The sequence below is a fragment of the Candidatus Scalindua japonica genome (assembly GCF_002443295.1).
GTDB classification, from domain to species: Bacteria; Planctomycetota; Brocadiia; order Brocadiales; family Scalinduaceae; genus Scalindua; species Scalindua japonica.
Window position 1 is genome coordinate 460625 of record NZ_BAOS01000028.1, and the last position, 24690, is coordinate 485314.

At 37.9% G+C, this 24690-nt stretch carries 22 protein-coding genes and 2 tRNA genes; 21 read left to right on the forward strand and 3 right to left on the reverse strand.

The window, feature by feature from the left end; translation table 11 throughout:
• Positions 1-101: 101 nt before the first annotated feature.
• From tsf to SCALIN_RS16650, 7 genes are all read left to right on the forward strand, one after another.
• Positions 102-689, forward strand: a complete 588-nt coding sequence (gene tsf, locus SCALIN_RS16620) for a translation elongation factor Ts (protein ID WP_096895569.1) — start codon at positions 102-104, stop codon at positions 687-689.
• Positions 679-1437: a UMP kinase gene (gene pyrH, locus SCALIN_RS16625; RefSeq protein ID WP_230406638.1), complete on the forward strand. Its 759-nt coding sequence runs from the start codon at positions 679-681 to the stop codon at positions 1435-1437. The genes tsf and pyrH overlap by 11 nt, the downstream gene beginning before the upstream one ends.
• Positions 1412-1972 (forward strand): ribosome recycling factor, encoded by a 561-nt coding sequence (gene frr, locus SCALIN_RS16630; RefSeq protein ID WP_096895570.1) that lies wholly within the window; start codon positions 1412-1414, stop codon positions 1970-1972. Before pyrH ends, frr begins: the two co-directional genes overlap by 26 nt.
• A 9-nt stretch (positions 1973-1981) precedes the next feature.
• Positions 1982-2054, forward strand: a tRNA-Lys gene (locus tag SCALIN_RS16635).
• 22 nt (positions 2055-2076) lie between these two features.
• A tRNA-Glu gene (locus tag SCALIN_RS16640) sits at positions 2077-2151 on the forward strand.
• Between the two features lie 122 nt (positions 2152-2273).
• Complete coding sequence (locus SCALIN_RS16645) at positions 2274-2501, forward strand: hypothetical protein (RefSeq protein ID WP_096895571.1); 228 nt, start codon at positions 2274-2276, stop codon at positions 2499-2501.
• Positions 2502-2566: 65 nt separating this feature from the next.
• Positions 2567-3022 (forward strand): thioredoxin family protein, encoded by a 456-nt coding sequence (locus SCALIN_RS16650; RefSeq protein WP_162532375.1) that lies wholly within the window; start codon positions 2567-2569, stop codon positions 3020-3022.
• 14 nt (positions 3023-3036) lie between these two features.
• On the opposite strand, the gene SCALIN_RS16655 is transcribed toward SCALIN_RS16650, so the two are convergent.
• Positions 3037-3474, reverse strand: coding sequence for a PPC domain-containing DNA-binding protein (locus SCALIN_RS16655; protein WP_203415532.1), 438 nt, complete (start codon positions 3472-3474; stop codon positions 3037-3039).
• Positions 3475-3539: 65 nt separating this feature from the next.
• A complete protein-coding gene (locus SCALIN_RS16660) occupies positions 3540-4586 on the reverse strand; it encodes a cache domain-containing protein (protein ID WP_096895574.1) in 1047 nt (348 codons plus the stop codon).
• Positions 4587-4917: 331 nt separating this feature from the next.
• Here SCALIN_RS16660 and SCALIN_RS16665 point away from each other — a divergent pair, with 331 nt between their 5' ends.
• The 11 genes from SCALIN_RS16665 (at position 4918) to SCALIN_RS16715 (ending at position 18899) form a co-directional block, all read left to right on the forward strand.
• Positions 4918-5553, forward strand: coding sequence for a hypothetical protein (locus SCALIN_RS16665; RefSeq protein WP_096895575.1), 636 nt, complete (start codon positions 4918-4920; stop codon positions 5551-5553).
• An 821-nt stretch (positions 5554-6374) separates the two neighbouring features.
• Complete coding sequence (locus SCALIN_RS16670) at positions 6375-6740, forward strand: response regulator (RefSeq protein ID WP_096895576.1); 366 nt, start codon at positions 6375-6377, stop codon at positions 6738-6740.
• A gap of 260 nt (positions 6741-7000) precedes the next feature.
• A complete protein-coding gene (locus tag SCALIN_RS16675; protein ID WP_096895577.1) occupies positions 7001-9103 on the forward strand; it encodes a TonB-dependent receptor plug domain-containing protein in 2103 nt (700 codons plus the stop codon).
• Positions 9104-9138: 35 nt separating this feature from the next.
• A complete protein-coding gene (locus SCALIN_RS16680) occupies positions 9139-9975 on the forward strand; it encodes a PhnD/SsuA/transferrin family substrate-binding protein (protein WP_133111992.1) in 837 nt (278 codons plus the stop codon).
• The gene (locus SCALIN_RS16685; protein ID WP_096895579.1) at positions 9972-10964 is read left to right on the forward strand and encodes an ABC transporter substrate-binding protein; all 993 of its coding nucleotides are present in this window, start codon (positions 9972-9974) and stop codon (positions 10962-10964) included. The genes SCALIN_RS16680 and SCALIN_RS16685 overlap by 4 nt, the downstream gene beginning before the upstream one ends.
• Before the next feature lie 26 nt (positions 10965-10990).
• Positions 10991-12622: a sensor histidine kinase gene (locus tag SCALIN_RS16690; protein WP_096895580.1), complete on the forward strand. Its 1632-nt coding sequence runs from the start codon at positions 10991-10993 to the stop codon at positions 12620-12622.
• A gap of 99 nt (positions 12623-12721) precedes the next feature.
• Positions 12722-13105 carry a response regulator gene (locus tag SCALIN_RS16695; RefSeq protein WP_096895581.1) on the forward strand — a complete coding sequence of 128 codons (384 nt, stop codon included), beginning with the start codon at positions 12722-12724 and terminating at the stop codon, positions 13103-13105.
• Positions 13106-13148: 43 nt separating this feature from the next.
• Positions 13149-15251 (forward strand): TonB-dependent receptor plug domain-containing protein, encoded by a 2103-nt coding sequence (locus SCALIN_RS16700; RefSeq protein ID WP_096895582.1) that lies wholly within the window; start codon positions 13149-13151, stop codon positions 15249-15251.
• Positions 15252-15405: 154 nt separating this feature from the next.
• Positions 15406-16269 carry a radical SAM protein gene (locus SCALIN_RS16705; RefSeq protein WP_096895583.1) on the forward strand — a complete coding sequence of 288 codons (864 nt, stop codon included), beginning with the start codon at positions 15406-15408 and terminating at the stop codon, positions 16267-16269.
• A gap of 52 nt (positions 16270-16321) precedes the next feature.
• Entirely contained in the window at positions 16322-17581 is a 1260-nt protein-coding gene (locus SCALIN_RS16710; RefSeq protein ID WP_096895584.1) for a glycosyltransferase, read from the forward strand.
• A 58-nt stretch (positions 17582-17639) separates the two neighbouring features.
• Positions 17640-18899 (forward strand): glycosyltransferase, encoded by a 1260-nt coding sequence (locus tag SCALIN_RS16715; protein ID WP_096895585.1) that lies wholly within the window; start codon positions 17640-17642, stop codon positions 18897-18899.
• 182 nt (positions 18900-19081) lie between these two features.
• On the opposite strand, the gene SCALIN_RS16720 is transcribed toward SCALIN_RS16715, so the two are convergent.
• The gene (locus tag SCALIN_RS16720; RefSeq protein ID WP_096895586.1) at positions 19082-19651 is read right to left on the reverse strand and encodes an acyl-CoA thioesterase; all 570 of its coding nucleotides are present in this window, start codon (positions 19649-19651) and stop codon (positions 19082-19084) included.
• 504 nt (positions 19652-20155) lie between these two features.
• On the opposite strand from SCALIN_RS16720, the gene SCALIN_RS22865 reads away from it, so the two are divergent.
• The 3 genes from SCALIN_RS22865 to SCALIN_RS16735 form a co-directional block, all read left to right on the forward strand.
• Positions 20156-22297, forward strand: coding sequence for an amidase (locus SCALIN_RS22865; protein ID WP_096895587.1), 2142 nt, complete (start codon positions 20156-20158; stop codon positions 22295-22297).
• 168 nt (positions 22298-22465) lie between these two features.
• On the forward strand, positions 22466-23287 hold the full coding sequence (locus SCALIN_RS16730; protein WP_096895588.1) for an MBL fold metallo-hydrolase: 822 nt from the start codon (positions 22466-22468) through the stop codon (positions 23285-23287).
• Positions 23288-23346: 59 nt separating this feature from the next.
• Positions 23347-24690, forward strand: a 1344-nt coding sequence (locus SCALIN_RS16735; RefSeq protein WP_096895589.1) for an alkaline phosphatase D family protein, incomplete at its 3' end; no start/stop codon positions are given.

Consider the following 24690-nt stretch of genomic DNA (forward strand, 5'->3'; position numbering starts at 1 on the left):
TACCATCCGCCTAAATAACATCTTGTAACAGTTGAAACCTTCCTCGACATGATCGTTATTATCAATAAAAACTTAAGGTAAATATATGGAGTTACGGTACAATGGCTATTGATGCGTCAAGCGTAAGAGAATTAAGAGATAGAACGAGTGCAGGTTTTCTTGACTGTAAAAATGCACTTGAAGAAGCAAATGGAGATTTTGAAAAAGCAGGTGAAATCCTGAAAAAAAAAGGTTTGGCCAAAGCCATGAAGAAGGGATCACGCGGAACTCCAGAGGGCCGTATCGGTTCGTACATACACACTAACGGTAAATTAGGAGTTTTGATTGAGGTAAATTGTGAAACCGATTTTGTTGCCAAGAATGACGTTTTCGCAGATTTGCTGAAAGATCTTTGTATGCATATTGCGGCAACTGACCCGATGGCGGTAAGCAGGGAAACTGTTCCTCAGGATGTAATTGATAAAGAAAGAAAGACATACAGCGAAGAGTTTAAAGATAAACCTGACAATGTAAGAGATAAAATAATTGATGGCAAGATGGAAAGTTTTTTTAAAGAAGTTTGCCTGATTGATCAGCCTTTTGTAAAAGATAACGATCGGACAATAGAAGATTTGTTGAAAAGTGCAATTACAAAGCTTGGTGAAAACGTTAAGATTAGTCGTTTTGCAAGATTTGCGATTGGAGAATAGAATTATTGCGATAAAAAAGCATAAACGTGTTCTTTTAAAAATTAGTGGTGAGGGGTTTTGCTCTGAGAGCTCATCAGTAATAGATATTCCAAAGTACGATCTAATTGCAGAAGAAATTAACAATGCAAGGGATGCTGGAGTTGAAATTGCCGTAGTTGTAGGTGGAGGGAATATATTAAGAGGTTCAGCATTGAGCCAGTCAGGTGTCGAACGCACGCGTGCTGATCAGTTAGGAATGATCGCAACCAGCATTAATGCAATTGTCCTGCAGGACTCACTTGAAAAACTTAAAATACCGGCAAAAGTATTAAGTGCTGTTGAGATACAGGGTATCGTTGAGTCTTATACCATACATAAATGCCGGAACTTCCTTGAAAATGGTTTTGTTGTTATTCTTGCCGGTGGAACAGGCAGCCCTTTTTTTACAACTGATACAGCGGCTGCCTTGAGGGCAATAGAAATTGGTGCAGATGTTTTTCTTAAAGGAACTAAAGTCGACGGAGTATATACTGATGACCCTGTTTCAAATCCGAAAGCAAGGAAATATGAAAAATTAGAATATATGGATGCGCTGAGCAATAAGTTAGATGTGATGGATTCAACTGCTATATCTCTAAGTATGGAAAATAAACTCCCAATAGTCGTGTTCAGCTTTAGGAAGAAGAACAATATCAGTAAGGCTATAATCGGTCATAAAATAGGTACTTACGTAGGAAATCACAATGACGTCAGCAGAAATACAAAATGAAACTAAGAGAAAGATGGAGAGATCTCTTGAACTGTTAAAAGAAGAGTTTAAGAGTATCAGAACAGGCAGGGCGACACCAGGTCTTGTTGAAAATGTTAAAGTTAGTTGTTACGGTTCGTTAACTCCAATTAAACAAGTTGCAAATATTTCAGCGCCGGAACCGCAATTGATAGTCATCAGTCCTTATGATCCTTCAATTATAAAGGACATTGATAAAGCTATTTCACAATCCGACCTCGGATTAACAACAAATACTGATGGAAAGATTATCAGGGTTCCCATACCTCCTTTAAGTGGAGATCGGAGAGAAAAGATTGTGACTCAAATAAAGGATATGACTGAAACAACCAAAATTTCTGTCAGAAATATAAGGCGTGATGCAAATAAACACATTGATAAAGAGGAAAAGGATTCAGTATTAACTGAGGATGAAGCAAAAAAGGCAAAGGATCAGATACAGAAGTTTACGCACGAAAACGAAGCTAAAATAAATGAGCTTTTAAAGCAAAAAACAGATGAAATTTTAACAATATAAATTCACAGGGGGGGCATAGCTCAGTTGGTAGAGCACCGCCCTTTTAAGGCGATTGTCGAAGGTTCGAGTCCTTCTGCCCTCACATTTCAAACATAGTAAATTCAGGCCCCATCGTCTAGCCTGGCCTAGGACACCGGGTTTTCATCCCGGCAACAGGGGTTCAAATCCCCTTGGGGTCAAATATTAAAAGGCTTGTACTTGTTATCAAGGTACAAGCCTTTTTGCGTTCATAGTTATTGACAAACGTGAATGAATAAGGTAAGACAAAAGAGAAATTCCTATATAATGTAATTGTGATCTTATGACAGGTAAAAAAAAGCGTAAAAATATCTGTATTAACTGTTATAATCAACATGGTTGTTTGACTGATGAACCTTTATGTTTACTTTTGAAACGTGAGGATGAGGAAAAATCTCTTTCCGGAAAGGTAATTATGGGAAGAAGGGGTTTGCTTGAAGATTGTAAAAAATGCTCACATTTCAGATTGTGCTGGACTGAAGATGTCTATAGAAAAGCGATAGATAAATAAAATATTTTAAACCTTGCCATAACATTTTATATAAAGTAAAAATGGAACAGGAAGGAAAGAACATTATGAAAAAATTCTTTATCACGAGTCTATTAATTGTGGTAGCAATTCTGTTCTGCTCAATAACAGAAGCGTCAAACTGGAAGACTGATTTTGAAAAAGCGTCGTTAGATGCCAAAGCCTCCGACAAGTACATGCTGCTTGACTTCAGTGGCTCTGATTGGTGTGGTTGGTGTAAAAGATTGGAACAAGAGGTATTTTCCCAGGACGCATTCAAGGATTTTGCTGAAAAGAACTTCGTGTGTGTTTTAGTTGATTTCCCACGTGCAAAAGAACAGACAAAGGGATTAAAGCAGCAAAATCAGGATTTGGCAGATAAATACGGAATAAAAGGGTTTCCGACTATAATTATTCTCAGTCCGGATGGCGAGCCTGTTGCCAAGACCGGATACTTGCAGGGGGGGGCCAGGGAATATGCCCGGCATTTAGAGAAAATCATAGAAGAATATAAGGCAAAATAATAATACCAGTAATTTTATTCATTCATTTTCCATAAGGGTAATCCTGTTTCTTGGTCTAATCCTCTTTCGAACATTGGTCCGTTTAAAACCTGTATTACAACTTCACAGGCAAATATTATAGTTCCAGGAGCAAGATGACCGCCATAAGCATGGCCGTCCTTGTCCGAGAGAGTTATATGGGCATGAACAACAGGTACCCCATCCTTAATCGAGATATTTCCTGTTAAAGTAGTAATCTCAAGCGTTTGGTTAAGGTCATAGAAATGATACTCTTGAACATGCTGGTTGTAATATCCCAGCCTGGCTTTCTTGACAGCTCCCAGCGCTTCAACACGTCCCAGATAAATATCATGATCAACACATATTTTTGTAATTTCTTCTAATAGATCTGCTCCATGAGCGAGCTTCCCCATTAATAATTTTGCTGCTTTTACTTCACGAATTATGGCCATAATGATAATTTTGATAAAATAGCGTCATCCGGGTAAGGGCTGTTTTGTCAAGTTGATTACAGTGGTTAAAACACGGATTGTTCTTCTTGCTCATCTTCTTCAGCGTTTAAATCATCCTGTTCTTCTTCTTTTTTATGCGCTCTGTATGTAAAATATATATATCCACCGATTATTGCACAGATGATTGATGCGAGTATTGTAAGTTTGTTTTCAACGCTGTGGATGGTGGCAAACGCTTCTGCTTCATCAATTTCAACCAGTAACGCCCAGTTAATAAAATTAAGATTAAGCGGCGTGTATGCACTTAATACCGGTACTCCTCGATAATCTTTAATAATTTTCTTGCCAACATACCCCTCAAATGCCTCTCTGGTTGCTTCTGTATTCACCTCTTTTTGAAGTATTGTCGGTGTTACTGAAAATCTTGAATTAGAACGCATAAAGCCATCGTCACCTACAAGATACATCTCACCAGTCTGTCCAAGGCCGGCTCTTTGTGTCAAAATAGTGTCCAGATGGGCAAACGGGATCTCGATAACTATAACACCCAATAAACTTTCAGCTTCAAATATAGGAGCGCCAAAATAGGCAGTATAGTCATTAATCTTATCATTCCAGTAATAGTCCGCAAAGCCTACATCTTCCAAAGCTATCTTAAACATATTAGCAATTCTGTGTTCTTTAAACTCTCCGACAAACAGATCTGTTCCGCTGAAATCCTCCCTAAGTGCCGAATAAATCACACTTCCTTCTTTATCAATAAAAAATATATTGGCATAGCCATATGCAGATACATAATATTCCATTAGTGGCTGGTAGATACTTTTTATTTTTTGAAATTGCTGGTTAGCAAGGCCATAAGCGTGAAAAGCACCGGATAGCCTGGTAAAGCCTTTGGCTATAACCGGATTCCTTGAGAGGACGTCTATATCACCATATCTTTCGTTAAAATAATTCCATATCTGAAGCTTCAGAAGATCTCTGGTAGTGATGAGGTGGTTGAAATAATTATCTTTGATAGCACGTTTATAAGAACTGTAACTAATGAAGGGTACGATCAAAAAAAATGTTAAAAGTGCTATTGATATTGCTATTGTTATCTTTTTTCCCATAAGCTTGTAAATGTCAAATAGTTATTCTTTTTTTTTGGATTTAAGATTAATTGATTCTGGCATCCAAAGATCGGCACCATTTTGTTGATTAACTGATATGTGTACAAAACGAAAAACTGACTAGAATGTTAATGGTATATATTTTTGACAGAATGTCAAGGTTTAGTTTGCAATCTTTTTATTACCTATCCTTGATTTTCTTCGCAATTCATGATACTTTCTTTCTTTGTCGAAATATATGTTTTATGAAGACTGCAAGACAGGCAAGACAGGAATTTGCCAAAGTATTTAAATAATTATTCTTTTAGTAATTAGGGAAAGGGGATATCTCATGAATAAAGCCGCTTTTTACAAAATATTACTTCTCGGTACGATTTGTATCTGTGTTCTTGTTGGAGTCAAGAGCGCTTCTGCAGACTCTATCCGAGCAGATGTTAACGCGACGTATGTACCGGGGTTCAACAGATACTGTTTTCAAATAACCAATGACGACCAGAACGAGCCTGATCCAAAGTATCATACCGAGCACATTGCTTCGGTAACGGTAAAATTCATTTCCAGAGACGCAACGGCTGCCGATCATAGATTCAGGAACAATGTTACGGGACCAAACCTGTGGGACTCAAAAGTTACAATACGTGGTAAAGAGCAGCAAGTTGTCTGGACATATGGTGGATACTTTGGTGCAGGTAGTAAAACTAAATTTACCGTTGAAAAACCTGACGCAACAATCAAACCCGGAAACCGTTCCGATATTTTCAGTTTCATCATAAACGGAGAGATCACGGTAACAGATGTTGAGACAGGCTATCAGGAATCACCTGGTTTTTTCAGAAGCCACTCTAAAATATCTAACCCGTTTGGTGAAAAAATTTTAACCGATGACAATGACATAGACTTTTTGCGAGATAAAGACGGTGACGGAATTGCGGACATATATGATGACAATCCGGATAGTACCAAATGAAATTAAATAATTTCAGTAAAAACAAGCACCAGTAATCTCTTCTATTATCCGGACAATACAAAAATATTATCATTTCACGATTTCCTGCCTGTGATACAACAGTAAACAGGCAGGTTCAATTAAAGAAGTTGTTAAATCCTGATTAAGGATTACCTCCTCAATGTGTAAACAAAGAAACAATGCTGTTTTCTACTTTGTTACTATTGTAATAACTAAAAAAACTGTTGATAAATTTTGATCAGGGTTTCCTTAAGATGGATGTTCAGGTGGTTTTATCTGGATGACTTCCCAAAATATCTATTAGTAAGTGATAATCGTGTTATAAGCCTATCAGGGTTGGTGTAGCCACCTGAAATGCTTATATTCAAAATTCAGTTTTTTCCTGTTGTACAATGTTTTAATATTTGATATAAACACGTTAATAATACTGTGTTTAGCCGTGATTATTTCCTGATACTTGTAGGCATGAAGTAAATTCTTATCCATAAATATTATTGGGGGGGGGTAGCTGTGTATATGGTATCTACTAAAAAAACGGTTCAGTGCTCAAACATATTCTTACAAATAAGGGCCTTGGTAATGTTTGGATTAGGACAACCAGGGCTTTTTTTGCTTATATGTTCGAAGAGAAAAAAATAATAGGATATGTGGATGAGGACATGAACGTGGACAACCATTAAGGAGTAGTTTAAGGAGACCTTGACGCAGAAGATAGTTTATGCCGATTCTATGCGGCAAGGTTTTTTGCTTTAAATTTACAGACTAAAGATCCAGTCACCTAATGCAGGCTTACATTTTATTGAAGGAAAGGGATACAAAAAATGGCTCAAACTATAATGATAATAGATGATGACCAGGTATTTCATGACCTATATGCTGAAATGCTGGAAGATACTGATTATAGACTCCTTCATGCCTATGATGGAGATGAAGCGTTGTCAAAATTGGATGAGGAGAAACCTGATTTGTTTATTCTTGATTTACTGATGGATATGATGACTGGTGATACAGTCCTCTTATATTTAAAGAGTATGCCTGAATGTGAAAATATTCCAATTATTGTCATCAGCGGCCAGTCCAGACGAGGCTATAAGAACTTAAAGGATGTGGATCCAAACCTTACATTTCTAGACAAAACTGTTTCAAAAGAGAAACTGCTTCAGGAGATCAAAGCCAAGATAGGTTAGTAAACATTATTTTCCTGATTCAGATTCTTCTGCAAAAAATGTTTTTTTGTTATTAACTGGGTGTATAGGAATTTCAATTTTATAACACTTCGCTTCGCTCAGTGTGACGTCATCCTGAGTGCCCGCTCGTATCAGATCGGGAGCCAAAGGATAATCTTTTGTCGCGATTGCGACTTAACTGATTGTTTATAAGAAAACGATATCAAGCCCCTGTTAGTGTAACCGCTGATAGTGTAATTTGATTCCTATATAAAACATTCATGCAAAAGATATTTTTTGTTGTTTCCATATTTACTAACAGTTTCCTCAATATATCTCTGGCTTTTTCTGAAGAGGTTTCACCGGAAGAGGTACAAGATGAGATTCAGACAATCTCAATCCTGCCAAATAAGACAAATAAAATCCTGGAAGAGATAAAATGGCTCCAGGCAGAGGCCGTAATTACCATTGCGACAAAACATAAAACATTCATCAGTAAAGCTCCAGGTATAGCGACGGTAATAACCTCCAGGCAGATAAAACAGATGGGGTCCAGGACGTTGATAGATGTTTTGAAAATAGTACCCGGTTTCTCTATCTCTATGGACGAAACGGGCGAAAGCGAGATTGCCGTAAGAGGGGTTCTGGACGATGCTTCACAAAAGATTAATGTCTTAATAGATGGACACTCTATCAATGACGTCTGGAGGGGTGGAGCTATGTGGAATTTCAATGACCTTCCGGTTGAAAACATAAAAAAGATAGAGGTCATCAGGGGACCCGGTTCAGCCCTGTATGGACAAAACGCCTTCCTTGCCGTTGTCAACATTGTTACAAAAGACACTGAAGATATAGACGGTTTTCAGGTAACCACAAGCGGTGGGTCTTTCAGTACTCAAAATTATAACTTACTGTTCGGCAGGGAATACGGTGATCTGAAGGTTTCAGGATTTCTTGATTATTTCGATACTCAAGGTTTCAGCAAGAAGATCGAACAGGATATTCTCTTCCCGAATTCATTCTCAAAAAGTCCCGGACAATCACAGAACAGGAAGGAAAAGACAGACCTTAACCTGAAATTGTCATACAAAAACCTGGAAGCCAGGGTTAAGTATATGAAGAAAAGGAGAAAGGACTATATCGGTGTCAATAATGCTCTCAATGATGAATCTGTCCTGAGGGACACCTATATATTTTCTGAGCTTACTTATAAGTTATCACTTGGGGAGAGGTTGCATATAGCCCCCAAAGTGTATTATGACCAGTACAACTATGATCCTTTTTTTGAACAGAGGCCTGACGGGTTTGTAGACAGAGTTGGTCGTCTCCATCCTGATGGTATGAAAGGGAGGTTGCGGTTCAAGCAGAGGACTATTGGTTTTGATAATCAGGTTAACTATAAAGCGTTTGAAGGGAATGAACTGACATTTGGTTTCCAGTACGAATGGATTCACCAGGGTGATATACATTACGGGGCAAATTTTAATCCTGCAACATTTGCGCCGCTTCCATTAGTTACTGATTTCAGCGCTGACCTTCCTTTTACAAGAAGAGCAACAAGGCAGATATGGGCGCTTTATCTTCAGGATGAGTGGAACATTACAAAAGATATTGATTTGACTGTTGGAGTGAGACATGATCAGTTTACGAGGTTTGGAGGCACGACTAATCCAAGGGTGGGGTTGATATGGAGGTTTATTGAGGACGCGCACTTGAAGCTGTTGTTTGCCACTGCATTTAAGGCTCCCAGCTTTCAGGAGTTGTTTCTTATGAATAATAGTGTCAAAGTTGGTAACCCTGATCTTGACCCTGAGAAGATTAACACCTTTGAGGTTGGAGTGGGTTACAATGTTAACAGTTATTTAAGGGCCAGCATAAATTACTTTTTTAATCGAATAAGAGACAAGATTATCGTGGACACGGGTAATCCCAGGCAATTTCAAAACAGTGGAGGTGCCAGGATACAAGGGATAGAAGCGGAGCTGAAAGCAGATTTTGGAAAAGACAATTATATCTTTGCCAATTACACCTTTCAGGATGCAGAAGAGACGAGGAACAGGAACCGTTTACCGGATGTGCCGGTACATAGTGGTAATATTGGTATAAATATTGGATTCAGGAAATATATCAATGCTAACATGAATACATTTATCAGTGGGCCACGACCGAGAGAAGATGGAGATACCAGACGGGATATTCCCGGGCAAGCGCTGGTAAATTTAACGCTTATTGGAAAAAATATTGTAAACAATGTTGAAGTAAGGGGATCAGTATTTAATCTTTTTGACAAAAGTTATGATGATCCTGCACCAAAAAATACAGTTCCTACCGATTATCCCCAACAGGGTAGGTCATTTATTATTGAGCTACGATATGAGTTTTAGACTGTATATGATATCTAAAGCCCAGCAAACACGAAATGATGAAAAGTTTTAATAAATATCTACAACGTATCGCTGTCTGCTTGCTGTCTTGCGTCATATTGTTGATATCTACTTCAATATTTGCCAACAGTCCGTGTACAATCTACTTCTACAATCCGGAAACTAATATCAATAATTTTGCATCTCTCAAGGTCGAGTTTGACAAATATCTATCAAGCTATGGCTCTTTTCAGTTTCAACCATTCAGTGATAGTAAATCTTTTGAAAAATTTATAGCAGGAAGAGATGATGGTGTCTTTCTCATGTCCAGTTGGCACTTTTGTCAACTAAAAAGAAAATTTCCCATAGATATACAAGCCAGGCTTGTTGGCATTTCAAAGGGGAAGTCAACTCATGAAAAAATCTTAACTTCAAACAATAATATTATAAATATTGATTTATTGAAGGGTAAGACTGTTGCTTCTTCAAGCAATGAGGATTACACAAAAAATATTCTTATCCAAATGCTGGGAGAAGAAAAAAGAGATATCATTGATTCAATAGAGATATTAACCGTACCTAAGGATATTGATGCTTTGATGGCTGTTGGTTATGGAATGGCTGACTCTGCACTAACGACGGAGAGCAGCCTGGCTAAGCTGGCGGCAATTAATCCCAAACAATGTGACTTTCTGAGAACGTTGGCAAGAAGCAAGGAAATATTACTTCCAATAGTAGCGGTTCCGGAACAATCTGATGAAAATATTGAGTTGTTGTTAACAATTATTGAAAAGATGGAAGCGGTACTGGATGGTAAAAAGAAATTAAGAATGCTTGGAATGGACGGGTGGAAAAGATTGGGAAAATTAGAAAGGAAATATCTGGGAGAATGATGAACGGATCTTTCAAAAAAATAGCAAACGGATTGAGAACAAATATTCTTTGTAAAAGGGGGATATATTGTTCCGTATTGCTAATGCTTTTTATTTATACATTCTTGCCATTTTTCGTGTCAAATACTCTGCATGCCAGGGAAGGTAAGGGCATTATAATCCTTAACTCTGACATGTCTATCTACAAATACTCTCTGGCACAATCAGAACTAAAATCAAAAATAACTAATCTGAAAGGTGAAATTGACCTGGGTAGTAAGTGGATAGATGAAAAAAAAATAAAGAAAACGATCTTTGAAATAAACCCTGATGTAATCTATTGTATCGGATCGAAGGCCTATCAGATGGCTTACAAACTTGCAGGAGAAAAGAATATAGTTTTTTCTCTGGTGATTAACTGGCGTCGCCATCCCATAAATAAGTCAACTTACGGTGTTTCAAATGAACTTCTTCAAGGTATACAGTTGATGATGTACCGTTACTTCTTTCAAGATCTAAGCAAAATAGGGATATTGTATAGCGACACATATAATAAGGAATGGTTTGATGATGCCGTTGAGAGTGCAAAAGATGTAGGGATAAGTATTATTGGTAAATCTATCAGCAAACCTGAAAAAATTAATTCGGCTTTGAATAAATTATTACCGAAAGTAGATGCGCTCTGGTTAATTCCTGATCCAATTGTAATTAGCGATATAGAATCAGTAAATAAACTATTTATACAATGCCAGGCTGCTGGGAAGCCAATTTACACTTATGAAAAAGCCTTTGCCGATCTGGGCGCTACTCTAATTATGTCTGCTGATATTACTACTACGATCAGACAATCTGCTGGAATGGTTTCCAGTATAATAGAAGGTAGGAAAATTGAAGAAAAGGTACAAAATCCAGCCGGTTCTTATATTATTTTAAATATGAAAAAGGTAGAAGAGTACGGATTAAACTTAAATATAGACGCTTTAGATTCGGTAAATGAAATTGTTAGATAACTTCATGTTTTTCCGTTAATAAATATATGAAAGATAAATATCGTATAAAAAAAAGTATTCGTTTGAAACTCATTTCAACTATGATAGGTCTCATTATTGGCCTGCTTTTGATGCTGAGTTACATCCATCTTTCAACTGAAAAAAGGACTTTGTCCAGAGAGTTGGATACTCTTACTACCCTGATGAGAGAAAAGCTTATTGAAAGGGGAAAAATGCTTTCTGATAGTCTGGCTCGTCATACTGAGAATGGTATTGCGTCCTTCAATCTTTCTAATGTAACAGAAATAATAACTAAAGCGGTTAGCGAAGATAAAGAGCTTAGTTATGCCATATTAATGGATTTTTCCCGTAAGGCTTATATTCATACCTCAAAACGGGAACTCCAGCAGGAAGAACTTGTGGATGAGGCGGCTTATTTCGCGGCCAGTCAGAAACAAGCAACTATTAACGAATATAAGAAGGACGGGAATACGTTCTTAGAGTTTGTAGTGCAGATTTATGCAGGTACAAATCCATGGGGAGTGCTCAGACTGGGTTTTTCGCTGGAATCCCTTAATCAAGAGATAGTAAATATGAAAAAAAAATTGTTGAAAGAGTCTAGAAGAATTGTTGTTTGGACTATCATGACGTCAGCCATTTTTATTTTAGTGGGTGGGATAATAGTGTTTATAATATCAAGCAGGCTGTCAAAGCCACTCATAAGTTTGACGAAATCAGTTCGTGAATTATCCAGTGAGAACTTCAGCTTTTCGGAGAAAATTCTGGTTAAATCAGAGGATGAGGTAGGGGTTCTTGCCGGTGCATTTGTTGAGATGTCAAAAAGGCTGGAATGGTCGTACAAGAAATTAGAGGATTACAGCAGGACACTGGAGCAAAAAGTAGAAGAAAGAACAATTGAGTTAAGAGAAGCAAATACAAAACTTCAAGAGCAGGATAAAGTAAGAACAGATTTCCTGTCTACGGTGTCTCATGAAATAAGAACACCGCTTACTTTGGTTTTAGGTTTTGTAAGGATAATAAACACGAAACTTGAAAATGTAATTTTTCCTCTTATAAATACTGATGATATAAAGGCTGATAAAGCAGTAAACCAGATAAAAAAGAACGTAAATATTATAAAGTTAGAGGGTGATCGGCTGACAAACCTTATTAATGATATACTTGATATATCAAAAATGGAGGCGGGAAAAGTCGATTGGCATATGGAAACCCTCTCAGTTGATAAGATAATCCGCTCTGCATTGGAAGTTACAAATAGTTTCGTAGAAATGTATCAACTTGAAATAGTTGAAGAAATTGAAAGCGGACTACCTGAGGTTGTAGGTGATAATGATAAGCTGAAGCAAGTTGTGATTAATCTAATTTCCAACGCAGTAAAGTTCACAAAAGAAGGGCCTATAATATGTAGAGTAAGAAAGATGAATAACGAGGTAATGATTAGTATAATAGATAGAGGAATAGGTATTGCTAAAGCTGATCAGGAGAGAATATTTGAAAAATTTGGTCAAGTTAGGAATAAAGTTAAAGACCAGCCAAAAGGGACGGGGCTTGGGCTTGCAATTTGCGAGGAGATTGTAGAACATCATGGTGGTAGGATATGGGTAGAAAGTGAGGAAGGCAAAGGAAGTACCTTCAAATTTACTCTTCCATGTGTTTAGAGTATAGAATATAGCATTAGGAATTCGTTAGAATTAGTTTGATTTTTGATTAAAATATAGTAAATTAATGCTGGACCTATTTGGTGATACAAGGACAAAATGTCAAGAAAAATATTGATAGTAGATGATGAAGAAAATTTGAGGATGCTTCTGAAAGAGTCCCTTGAGGAATTTGAGGATAAAGGGGTTGAGTTGCTTGTTGCGGAAAATGGAAGTGTTGCTATTGATGTGATTAATAGAGAGGAGCCGGAACTTGTTATCCTTGATGTGATGATGCCGGGAATAGATGGGTTCAGTGTTTGTAATACCATTAAAAATGAACTTGGGCTCAAAGATGTTTACGTCCTGATGCTATCTGCAGATGGTCAGGAGGTTAATAAGCAGAGGGGTAAGGATGCTGGCAGTGACGGTTTTATGACAAAACCCTTCGACCCTTATGATATTGCTAATAAAGTTAGTGAAATTATAGGTATAGATTTATAACTTTCTTCATAGAAAACCAATAAAATTCCAGGTGTTCTAAATTATGTTCAACAAAACCACTACTTTTGTACTGTTTACCATCTACATCTTAAACTTAACCATAGCGTTCTCTGACGAGGTTTCTATACCTGCAAAAAAATCAGAAGAAGCGATTCGGGAAGAGATCAGGTGGCTCCAGGCAGAATCCATCATAACCATTGCGACAAGGCATGAGACGTCAATCGATAAGGCCCCAAGTGTTGCTACCGTGATAACTGCGAGGCAAATAAAACAGATGGGATTCCGGACATTGGCGGATATTCTGAAAATAGTGCCTGGATATGATGTTTCTATGGATGAGAATGGGACGAGAAATATTGCTGTAAGAGGCGGTACTTTTCGTAACTCGGAACGGGTGAGAGTGCTTATAGACGGGCATCCTGTTAATGATCCGTACTGGGGCGGGGCAATGAATAATTTTTATGACATGATAGTAGAAAATATTAAGAGAATAGAGGTTGTTCGAGGGCCTGGTTCCGCCTTGTTTGGAAAGAACGCGTTTTTTGGAGTTATTAATATCGTGACCAAGGATACAGAAGATATTGATGGTTTTCAATGGACAGGCAGTGGAGGAAGTTTTGATACACAGAATTATAATATGCTATTCGCGAAGGAGTATGATGATATAAAGATTTCAGGATTCTTTGACTGGATTGACACAGAAGGTTTCAGCAGAAAGGTTGAACAAGATAATTTTTCTCCACCATCCCTTTCTATGAGCCCGGGAAGATCTCAAAATGAGAGAGAAAAAACAGACCTGAATCTGAAACTGTCATACAAAAACCTGGAGATCAAGGCAAAATACATGAAGAGGAGGAGAGAAGGTTATATAGGAATAAGTGGTTCACTTACTGATGAAAGTGATCTCAAAGATACTTACTGGTTTGCAGAACTTATTTACAAGAACTTATCTCTTACTGATAAACTAAACATGACACCAAAGGTATATTATGACCGGTATGATTTTGATTATTTTCATGAATCACGTCCGCAGGGTTTCCAGGCTGCAACACCGGTTCCTGGTTTTTTCATACCATATCCTAATGGTATATCTGGGCTTACAGCATTGACGTTAAATACCCTTGGATTTGAAGATCAGTTTGATTATGATCTATTTGACGGCAATAGATTAACGTTCGGTTTCCAATATGAATGGCTGCATCAACATAATGCAAGATCCGCCGCATTTAATGTTGATGTCACAAATAATTTTTTTCCCATTTCTCCAGTCCGTGACTTTTCCAGAAATGCTCCTTTTATAAGAGATAAGGCTACAAGACAAATATGGTCTCTGTACGCGCAGGATGAGTGGAATATTACGGATAATATTGACCTGACAGTTGGTGTGAGGTATGACCATTTTACTCGGTTTGAAGGCACAACTAATCCAAGAGTTGGTCTTGTATGGCGGTTTATGGATGACGCTTATATGAAACTCCTTTTTGCTACTGCATTCAGGGCTCCTAATTTCAGGGAAATGTTTCTTCAAAACAATCCTCTGATTCTGGGAAACAGTAATCTCGACCCTGAGAAGATAAATACATACGAATTCCAGGTGGGTTATAATTTTACGAAACACATCAGTGGTAGCATGAACTTTTTTTTTAACCGGACCAGAGATTTAATCGTATTGGTGCCTGAGCCTGGGACAGGGGCAGCTTTAAAGTATCAAAACAGCTCCGGGACCAGGATAATGGGTTCTGAGGTGGAAGTGAGAGCAGGCTTTGGTGGTGATAATTATGCCTATGCCAATTATACCTATCAAGACGCGGAGGATACAAGGGATAGAGATAGAGTGCTTCTTATTCCTCAGCATAAAGCAAATTTTGGTGTTAATATTGGAGTTACGAAATATGTTAATGCCAATCTGCACAGCTTCGTTAGTGGTAGAAGACCGCGAGAAATTAGTAGTACCAGAAAAGATATGCCTTCATATGCCCTTGTGAATTGCGCGCTCATTGGAAAAAATTTCATGGACAATTTTGAGGTCAGGGGTTCAGTGCAAAATCTTTTTGACAAGGATTATGACGACCCTTCAGGCTCAGTTCCTTCAAATCATCCTCAGCAGGGAAGATCGTTTATGGTTGAATTGAGATTTGAATTTTAGATTTCTTGTTTATGAATTATAAATAAGCTATAGTCGCATAAAAAATATTTGGCATGCTCCAGCCAGTGGATAGTTTTTTCGGTATTATATGACTTGCTAAAGATGTGCTATTGTAATCCTGCAGACCATTAAGTCGCAAAACCAGGTGTTGCTTATGAAATACCCCCTAGGCAAAGAGCGAATCAAGTTTTTGGTGAAGATCATTAAGTGGGCGTCCTGGAACACTCTATTCAAACGCCCCTATTGTACCAATCGCAATTCCATTGAGATTGAGGTTACAACTGCCTGCAATCTCCTCTGTATTGATTGCAATCGATCGTGTCGTCAGGCTCCTTCTCTGGAAGGCATGTCGGTGGAACAGGTTAGAACATTCATTTCCGAAACTGTAGCTCTGAAAAAGAAATGGAAATGGGTTAACCTTTTAGGCGGTGAACCTACCCTCCACCCAGATCTGATAGAGATATGTCAAATTTTGTTAGACTATAAGCATTCCTACTCTCCAACGACAAAAATCTGTCTTTTTACAAACGGATTTAAAAAAATGGTTAAGGACACTCTGGATAAGATTCCTGATGAGATTATCATTCGCAATACCCAAAAGCGTAATATTGTGCATGATTATCACTTTTGCTACAACATTGCTCCCAATGACCTGAAACACTTTCAGAAGAATAAACCAGATTATGCTCGTGGATGTTGGATTACTGAAAATTGTGGATTAGGCATGTCTCGTTATGGTTACTATCCCTGCGGTCCAGGCGCAAGCGCCGACCGTATATTCGGGTGGGACATTGGTATCAAAAAGATCTCTGGTGTCACCGCAAAAGCCACAATGAAACAACGTGAAATACTATGTCAATATTGTGGACTCTACTTGTACTCTTTCCCATTCATGAAGGATAAACTTCTTGCAGAATTCAAGGAGGGAAAAAGGAGTGGTAAGGAAGTGATGTCAGACTCGTGGAAATCGGCTTACAGATCTTACAACCAGACCAAACCTGATCTAGGCACATATTAACAAAATGAGAATTTAATAACTATAACTTTGAATATTATATTTGTTTAGTTAGATGAAAATTACCATAATTACGCTTGGTACACGGGGAGATGTTCAGCCTTATATTGCGCTTGCTTTGGGTTTAAAAAAGAGTGGTTACGATGTAACTATCGCAGTTCCAACTAACTTCAAGAGCTTTGTGGCATCCTACGGTTTGAAATACTACCTTTTACAGGTTGATTATAACGATTTTTTAAATTCAACAGAAATAAAAAGTGTAATGGCAGGAAGTAAACTTGGAGCAGTCAAATATGCAAGAAGAGAAGCCCCGAAGCTATTAAAACGGTTTTTAGATTTTAGCTATAAGGCGATTGTTGAAACAGATGCAGAGGCAATTATATATCGTCCCATTACCATAGGTTGTTATCACACATCTGAAAAATTAAATATACCATGTTTTATAAGTACACTGGCGCCAATATTAACGCCAAATAAAAGATTCGCCTATCTGTATTTACCATGGCACAATCTTGGTGGTATTTTCAATAAGTTAAGTTATTCATTCATTAACATCGCTCCGCTTTTTTATCAATGTATTATAAATAAGTGGCGCAAAGAAGTTCTTGGCCTTCCGCCAAAATGGGCCTATACAAATTATCTGTGGTTAAATCACAAGCGTATTCCAATTTTATATTGTTACAGCAGGCATGTAGTACCATTTACAGACGAATGGGGAAAAGAAGATCATGTTACAGGATATTGGTTTCTGGATTCAGAAACTGATTTTACTCCATCGAAAGAGTTAATTAGTTTCTTGGGGAAAGGTAACCCACCAATATATATAGGGTTTGGAAGCATGACGACAAAAGACCCTGGCCACATAACAAAGATAATATTAGAAGCGTTAAACAGGACCGGACAGAGGGCAATAATGTTTTCGGGTTGTGGTGGATTAAAAAAAACCAATTCACCTGAGAATGTATTTTATATTGAACCTATCCCTCATGATTGGCTATTCCCAAAAGTTTCAGCAGTAATTCAACATGGTGGAGCAGGCACAACTGCACAAAGTTTAAAGGCAGGAAAACCAACATTGATTTGCCCATTCATAGCAGATCAGCCATTCTGGGGGAATATTGCATCAGAACTGGGAGTTGGGCCAAAACCAATTCCAATTGGAAAACTAAATGCTGACAATCTTTCTAGTGCAATTAATCAACTTGTATCTAACGAAAAAATGAGGCGAAAAGCTGAAGAAACTGGCAAACGAATTGAAAATGAGGATGGAGTTAACAATGCGATACGAATCATAAATTCCTGTTTATCAAAATGAGTCATGATACAGGATCGAAAACTTAGTAACTATAACTTTGGATTTTACATTTATTTAGGTGAAAATTACCATAATTACACTTGGCACACGCGGAGATGTCCAGCCTTATATTCCACTTGCTTTGGGATTAAAAAAATCTGGCTATGACGTCACTCTTGCTATCCCAATTAACTTCAAAAGTTTAGTTGCATCCTATGGTTTAAATTACTATCCGGTCAATGTTGATTACAACGATTTTTTAAATTCAACAGAGATAAAAAAGGTAAACGCAGGAAGTAAACTTGAAGCAATCAAATATGCAAGAAGTAAAGTTCCAGATTTATTAAAGCGGTTTTTGGATTTTAGCTACCATGCGATTGTTGAAACAGATGCAGAGGCAATTATCTATCGACCCAATACCATAGGTTGTTATCACACGGCAGAAAAATTAAATATACCATGTTTTATAAGTACACCGGCTCCAGTATTAACGCCAAATAAAAGATTCGCTTATCCCTATTTGCAGTGGTACAATTTGGGCGGTCTTCTCAATAAATTAAGTTATTCACTTATAAACATCGCCCCGCTTTTCTATCAACGAATTATAAATAAGTGGCGTAAAGAAGTTCTTGACCTTCCACCAAAATGGACCTATACAAATTATCTGTGGTTAAATAACAAACGCATTCCAATTTTATATTGTTACAGCAGACATGTAGTACCCTTTACAGACGAATGGGGAAAAGAAGACCATGTTACAGGATATTGGTTTCTGGATTCAGAAACTGATTTTACTCCATCGAAAGAATTAATTGATTTCTTGGGTAAAGAAAACCCGCCCGTATATATAGGGTTTGGAAGCATGGTTGCAAAAGACCCTGGCCAGATAACAAAGATAATATTGGAAGCATTAGGCAGGGCTGGACAGAGAGCAATAATTGCTTCGGGTTGGGGTGGATTAATAAACATCGATTCACCTGAGAATGTTTTTTATATTGAATCTATTCCTCATGATTGGTTATTTTCAAAGGTCTCAGCAGTGATTCAACACGGTGGTCCTGGAACAACTGCACAAAGCCTAAAGGCTGGAAAACCGACATTCATTTGTCCATTTACAAGTGACCAGCCATTTTGGGGCAACATTGCATCAGAACTGGGTGTTGGACCAAAACCGATTCCAAATTGGAAACTAAATGCTGACAATCTTTCTAACGCAATTAATCAACTTTTATCCAGCGAAAAAATGAGACGAAAAGCTGAAGAAATTGGTAAACGCATTAGCAATGAGGACGGAGTTGGAAATGCAATAAAAATTATAAATTCTCATTTATCTAAATAATGTTTTTGGTTTTATTGTTATACCACAAGGTGTTTAGCCTTACAAAATGATTATTATTTATGAAAGGCATAATTTACATATTTCATTGTAACTATTCAGCGGGCTAGTCAAGGTTCACACAAAATTGTTGGCATTGGCCTCATAAACGAGGCAACTACAATATTATTCGCATAGCGTTTGATTCAGTTTGTTAAATTTTCTGAATTCATCATTTGTCTATTGTGAACTGTCATGGTTTTTTCAAGTTCTTCAAATTTTGTTACGGATTGAGGTTTTTCTATTGATAATAACTGAAGATTGCGCGCATGAAATACCATTTTCGGGCTGATATAGGACTTATTGGAGACAACAATAGTTTTAACTAAAGCATATGCCATCAATTTTCCATTCCTGAGGAAACGATGTTCAAAGTAAAACCATTTTTTGTCCCAATATATTATTTGAGAGGTGACTTCAAACTTCTGGAATCTCTTTAGCGGTCTTTTATAACTTATATGCTGTGTGCCAATAGCTGAACTCCATCCGTTTTTTAGTAATAGAAAAAAATGTCCGGTCCGTCTCATTAAATCAAGACGGCTTGCCTCCATAAATGTTAAGTATCTTGCCTGATTTACAAGAGCGTATTCGCATTCGGTTGGCCAGATCCTGAAACCCATAGATATTGAATTATTTACAATTTTTTCTGAAGAATTAATTGGTTCCCTGAAACAGGACCTAATGAAAGTTACCAGTAATCTTAACCAGACTAACATAATTTTATTTGTCTCTTTTTTTTATTAAATTTAAAGCGGAAACTATCAAAAAAATGTAGTAGCATCCGGTTAGGTTTTTGCGGATACCGCTTTTGTCATACCAGAATTCTTTTATCGTGTATCCCGGTGGTTCATTCAATTTGGATTCCCGCTTAAAGCATATGGGAATGGCAGTTTTGGAGAATTAATTTGTTATACGCAAAAATCTAACTGGATGCTACTGAAAAATAGATAACTATTTTTTGTAATAAAATAACAAAAAATGTTATAGCTTCATAACAAATAAAAAAATAATAAAAAGTTGGAAATTAATATAAAATAGCAACCTTGTGCCTGACAAAGACTTATGTGTATGTGTGATTTTTTCATTATAATGGTATTGTATTTGTGGATTAACAAGGCCAAATCGATAAGTAAACATTTAAGTAACAAGTGTTGAATAACAAGAAGTTATTATATCAATATGCAGAATACAGTATATTTAAAGAAAGAGAGAGGGAAATAATGGAAAAATATTTATCGCTACAGAAAATTAAAAGTAACACATTTATCATTGGCTTACTTGCATTTCTTATACTTTTTACAATAGGTATTCATAAACTAAAACCAAAAGTTAATAGTGACAAAACCACTATTAATATCAAACTATTAAACAGCTTTTTTTTCAACACTGCTTATGCTAGTCATTCGGCAGGGGAGGATTTAGTAAATACAGATAAGAAGGCTTTAACTTTCAAAGACAGGCAGGAGCAGGCAGGCAGGGAATTACTGGCAGAATTAGTAAAAAATGAAGAAATTACTAAAGAGAGATTATTCGAGGGAAATTTATTTGAAAAGTATCGAAACTGTGATGGATTAACGCTGGGAGAATTAGTGAAGCAGGGAGCGGCACCAAGCAAATTGCTTAAAATAGCGATTATGGTTTCCGATCATGTTAAGGGCTTTAATGCCATTGTACGTCCGCATTATCGAGTACAACCACCATCCAATATTGAAACAGTAGGGTTCATCGAAGATAATACTCATCAACATGAATATGATCACTCGTTGCTTGGCCCTTTTGGACGCTCGTTACCCAGAATAACACTAAAGACAAATGAAACCGTAAAGACAAGTGAAACAGCAATGACAATGGAAGAGAAAGCTCTTAAAACTGCACATGATATGGAAAGCAACACTCGTCGACAGAATGAAACTCCTTCATCAGAGGTGTCTTTTAAAGGAGTTCCTTTCCTGTTAAAGGATCTTGGGGTTGAGATGAGAGGAACACCTCTTGCGATGGGTAGCAGGGCCTTCAAAGATTATGTTTCGGAAAAGGACTCTGAGATTGTTAAACGTTTTAAGAAAGCTGGTCTTGTTATTTTTGGTAAAACCAGTACACCGGAATTTGGTATTATGGGTGTGACGGAGCCTAAGGTGTGGGGTGTGACAACAAACCCATGGAATACCGGGTATTCTCCCGGTGGTTCATCCGGAGGATCTGCGGTTGCAGTGGCCGCGGGAATTGTTCCGGTCGCTCACGCTTCCGATGGAGGAGGATCTATCAGGATTCCAGCATCCTGTACGGGATTATTTGGACTAAAACTCAGTCGTGATAGAACTCCGAATGGGAGTTTTGTTACTGTTCAACATGTAATAAGTCGCAGTGTCAGGGATTCAGCCGCGATGTTGGATCTGTTGCAAGGATATGGTGGCGACTTCCACACCCCTACTGAAAACCCGATTGATCCTCCGAAACACCCTTACCTGGAAGATGTTTATGACGGGAAAGATGCAATATATAACAAGACCAAGAATAAAGATTACAAGATTGCGTATTCGATATTTGACACCAATCCATTGACAGGAGAGGAGACACCAAAGGATTACCTGGACGCAGTAAATAACGTGGTTACTCTCCTGAAAGAACTGGGATATAAAGTTGAAGAAGTAGAGCCTCCTATCAACTTTAATGAACTTGTTGAGCCCGCATTTAAAGGGCTCTGTGCCAAAACATTTGAACACATTTCCAAGATTACGCGTAAACAAGACCTTGAGTTGTATACCAGATTTCTGGCAAAGTTGGGTGAGTCGGTTTCTATGAATAGGGAAGGAATACCGCAGCCTGATCCGTTGTTTACTAACATAATTCAGAAAGTACAAAAGTTTTATAATGAGAATGAGATTGATTTCTATATGATGCCCACCTTGGGAAGGATGCCTTTTACTATTGGAGAAACAGCTCTCAGCCCTGATATGGAGAGTATGATCGATGGAGTAGTTAATAATCGGCAAGATCAAATAGTGAAGGCGCTTCGTAAAATCAAGAAACAGGATTCCGGGTTTCTGGAAAAGTTGGATAAGCGGATAATTGGTGGATCTCCACCCTGGAACAAATTTGTCCTTGATAACAATTTGATGTTGCCAGAGGTGAAGAGGGTAATGTCAGCCTCGCCTTGGGCCGGGCTGGCCAACCTGACAGGTTATCCCGCGATGTCAATTCCCCTGCACTGGGCGGAGAATGGTCTTCCTGTGGGAATACAATTTATGGCGGCCTATGGTAAAGAAAATCTGCTTTTCAGGCTGGCAGGGCAGTTGGAAGAAGTATTTCCATGGTTTGATCAGGTCCCCAATGTTTCCAGATATACGATGTTTTTAGATAAATAGAGCTGGTTTGTCCTGCTATTTACAAGATTCACAACCTGGCATAATCAGTATATGATCTCCTCACAGATTTGCATATTATTGGTATTCGGCATTGAAAAAGAGTTGCGTTCTTGATGTGTCCAAAAAGAGCAGAGACTTTTACAAAGAGTATGATCCAAATGCAAAAACATGACAGTTTCTTTTTCTGATTTAAAAATGACGTATCTGGGATGGTCTGGATTCAGATTTTCATGCTCAGATGGACCACAGATTTTCGTTGATCCGCCTGATACAACAGGAATTGACAACGAGCGGGAGGCATGGTTTTTGCTATCGCATGGTCACTCTGAACATGTAGCAGGTACAGCAAATTATCTTACTGACTTATCCAGGGTTGCTCCGGTTACCGTATTAGCTTCACCCACAATATGTCGTTATCTGGAACGCAGACATGGCCGTAAGGGTGATCGGTTTATCTCTTCTCTTCCGGGTGATGTAAAGACCCTGCCTGGCTTGAGGATAGACGTGTTCAGTTGGCAGCATATGCCGCTTTTACCTTCCGGTTTCAAATCGAGAATACGATATTTGTTTCGTCTGGTACAACGCCTGGATTTTACCCTAAAGGTTTTAAGAAGTGGTCTTAAACTGATCAAGGTTGGCCCAATGCTCGGTTTCCGTCTTATACCGAAAAGTGGGCCTCGATTGCTGCTCTATTCAGAGGGACTGCACAAGTATGCCGACAGAATGGAGATAAAAGAGACAGGTCAATTATTAAGCGCTGAGCTCATTCTGTTTGCAGTCAGACCTGAAGACGTTCAAGTTATTCCGGACCTGTTATCAACTCTCGGGAGTTCTGTTGCTGTGCCCTACGAAGCGCATAAATATTGGAGAAGGGGGTTTGGACTGCCTGTTGTTGATCATACAGACGTTGTTATTCAACTGAAACATTGTGGATTTAACGCTCTGGAAGTGGTTGATGGAGAAACTGTCATTCTATCTAAAGTATGCTGAATTTCTTATACAAGAAAGATGTTAATAGAGAAGAACTTTTACATTAGGAGGAAATTGAAATGGCACGGTTAATAATTGGACACACTACAAACGATTCAGTACGTATTTGGGTGCGAGGTAAGGATAGATATCCTGTTGCTTTTATTACCGTAAATGGTTCAGGAAATTATATGGAAACCAGATCAATAGAGTTAGAAGAGAGACATGGTTATACTGGAGTAGTAGTATTTGGAGATTTGAAGGACAATGAGGAATATCAATGTGAGGTTAAATTTGGAGTTACAGTCAAAGATATAGAAAAGCCTGATCATCTGGTTGACTTTGGTCATTGTTCAGGACGTTTTAGAACATTTCCCAAAGAAGAATCAGCGACAACAACATTTCTTTTAGCCAGTTGTAACCTTCATACTTTTGGGTGGTTTATCTCTCCTGATCCTGCTTATCAGAGATTAATTGATTTGGTAAAAACAGAAAACGTCGATTTTATGATTCATTGTGGTGATCAGATCTACTATGATGTCGGTTTTGGTCTTGGCCGGTCTGCGCCAGATATAGAGGAGTATAGAGAAAAATACATTGATGCATGGGGAGACAGCAGACCGACAAGAAAACTCCTCACAATGCTCCCTCATTACATGATGTTAGACGATCATGAAATGGTAAACGATTTCAGCAATGATATGGATTCGTCCAGATATGGTGCAACAACCTGGGAGATCAAAGCTAAAAGCCTGCAAGTCTATAGAGAGTTTCAGCATATACATAATCCACAGACCTATGGTACTCAAGCACTTTATTACAATTTTTCACATTCTCATGTGAGATTTTTTGCTCTCGATTGTCGTACGGAAAGGTTTTCTGATATGTGTTCAGGGCAAAACAGGATGATACTGGACAATCAGATGGAACATCTCAAAGAGTGGTTAAGTGCGGATGAGAACAGACAGAAAGTCAAATTCATCATTTCAAGTGTACCTTTTGTAGGTGAGGTAATTAATAATAATGACAAATGGTGCGGTGTGCCATTTAGAAAACAACGTGAAGAAGTCATGGAATTCTTACTGGATGAGCAAATATCCGGTGTAACGTTTTTAACGGGTGACATGCATTGTTCGTATCATGGCGCCCTTACAATAACCGATATTAATGACCCTGAAAAAGAGATCGTTGTACACGAATTAATGTCCAGTCCTGTGAATCAGTTTGATAAAAGAAATTTTGGAAATTTTGATACAGCAAAAAAACAAATTTCAGAAACAGGAACGTTTGAATATGCTTCTATTATTGATCAAAATGAATTCTATGGGGAGCATTCTAATGCGATGCTTATTAAGGTTGATGACCGTAATATAACGTATGAAATATTTCGAACCAAAAAAGACAGAAGGAACGAAAGACTGGAT

Coding starts and splice junctions, on each gene's coding strand:
- tsf (WP_096895569.1), top strand. CDS start 102: ATGGCTATTGATGCGTCAAGCGTAAGAGAATTAAGAGATAGAACGAGT.
- frr (WP_096895570.1), top strand. CDS start 1,412: ATGACGTCAGCAGAAATACAAAATGAAACTAAGAGAAAGATGGAGAGA.
- SCALIN_RS16645 (WP_096895571.1), top strand. CDS start 2,274: ATGACAGGTAAAAAAAAGCGTAAAAATATCTGTATTAACTGTTATAAT.
- SCALIN_RS16650 (WP_162532375.1), top strand. CDS start 2,567: ATGAAAAAATTCTTTATCACGAGTCTATTAATTGTGGTAGCAATTCTG.
- SCALIN_RS16655 (WP_203415532.1), bottom strand. CDS start 3,474: ATGGCCATAATTCGTGAAGTAAAAGCAGCAAAATTATTAATGGGGAAG.
- SCALIN_RS16660 (WP_096895574.1), bottom strand. CDS start 4,586: ATGGGAAAAAAGATAACAATAGCAATATCAATAGCACTTTTAACATTT.
- SCALIN_RS16665 (WP_096895575.1), top strand. CDS start 4,918: ATGAATAAAGCCGCTTTTTACAAAATATTACTTCTCGGTACGATTTGT.
- SCALIN_RS16670 (WP_096895576.1), top strand. CDS start 6,375: ATGGCTCAAACTATAATGATAATAGATGATGACCAGGTATTTCATGAC.
- SCALIN_RS16675 (WP_096895577.1), top strand. CDS start 7,001: ATGCAAAAGATATTTTTTGTTGTTTCCATATTTACTAACAGTTTCCTC.
- SCALIN_RS16680 (WP_133111992.1), top strand. CDS start 9,139: ATGATGAAAAGTTTTAATAAATATCTACAACGTATCGCTGTCTGCTTG.
- SCALIN_RS16685 (WP_096895579.1), top strand. CDS start 9,972: ATGATGAACGGATCTTTCAAAAAAATAGCAAACGGATTGAGAACAAAT.
- SCALIN_RS16690 (WP_096895580.1), top strand. CDS start 10,991: ATGAAAGATAAATATCGTATAAAAAAAAGTATTCGTTTGAAACTCATT.
- SCALIN_RS16695 (WP_096895581.1), top strand. CDS start 12,722: ATGTCAAGAAAAATATTGATAGTAGATGATGAAGAAAATTTGAGGATG.
- SCALIN_RS16700 (WP_096895582.1), top strand. CDS start 13,149: ATGTTCAACAAAACCACTACTTTTGTACTGTTTACCATCTACATCTTA.
- SCALIN_RS16705 (WP_096895583.1), top strand. CDS start 15,406: ATGAAATACCCCCTAGGCAAAGAGCGAATCAAGTTTTTGGTGAAGATC.
- SCALIN_RS16710 (WP_096895584.1), top strand. CDS start 16,322: ATGAAAATTACCATAATTACGCTTGGTACACGGGGAGATGTTCAGCCT.
- SCALIN_RS16720 (WP_096895586.1), bottom strand. CDS start 19,651: ATGTTAGTCTGGTTAAGATTACTGGTAACTTTCATTAGGTCCTGTTTC.
- SCALIN_RS22865 (WP_096895587.1), top strand. CDS start 20,156: ATGGAAAAATATTTATCGCTACAGAAAATTAAAAGTAACACATTTATC.
- SCALIN_RS16730 (WP_096895588.1), top strand. CDS start 22,466: ATGACAGTTTCTTTTTCTGATTTAAAAATGACGTATCTGGGATGGTCT.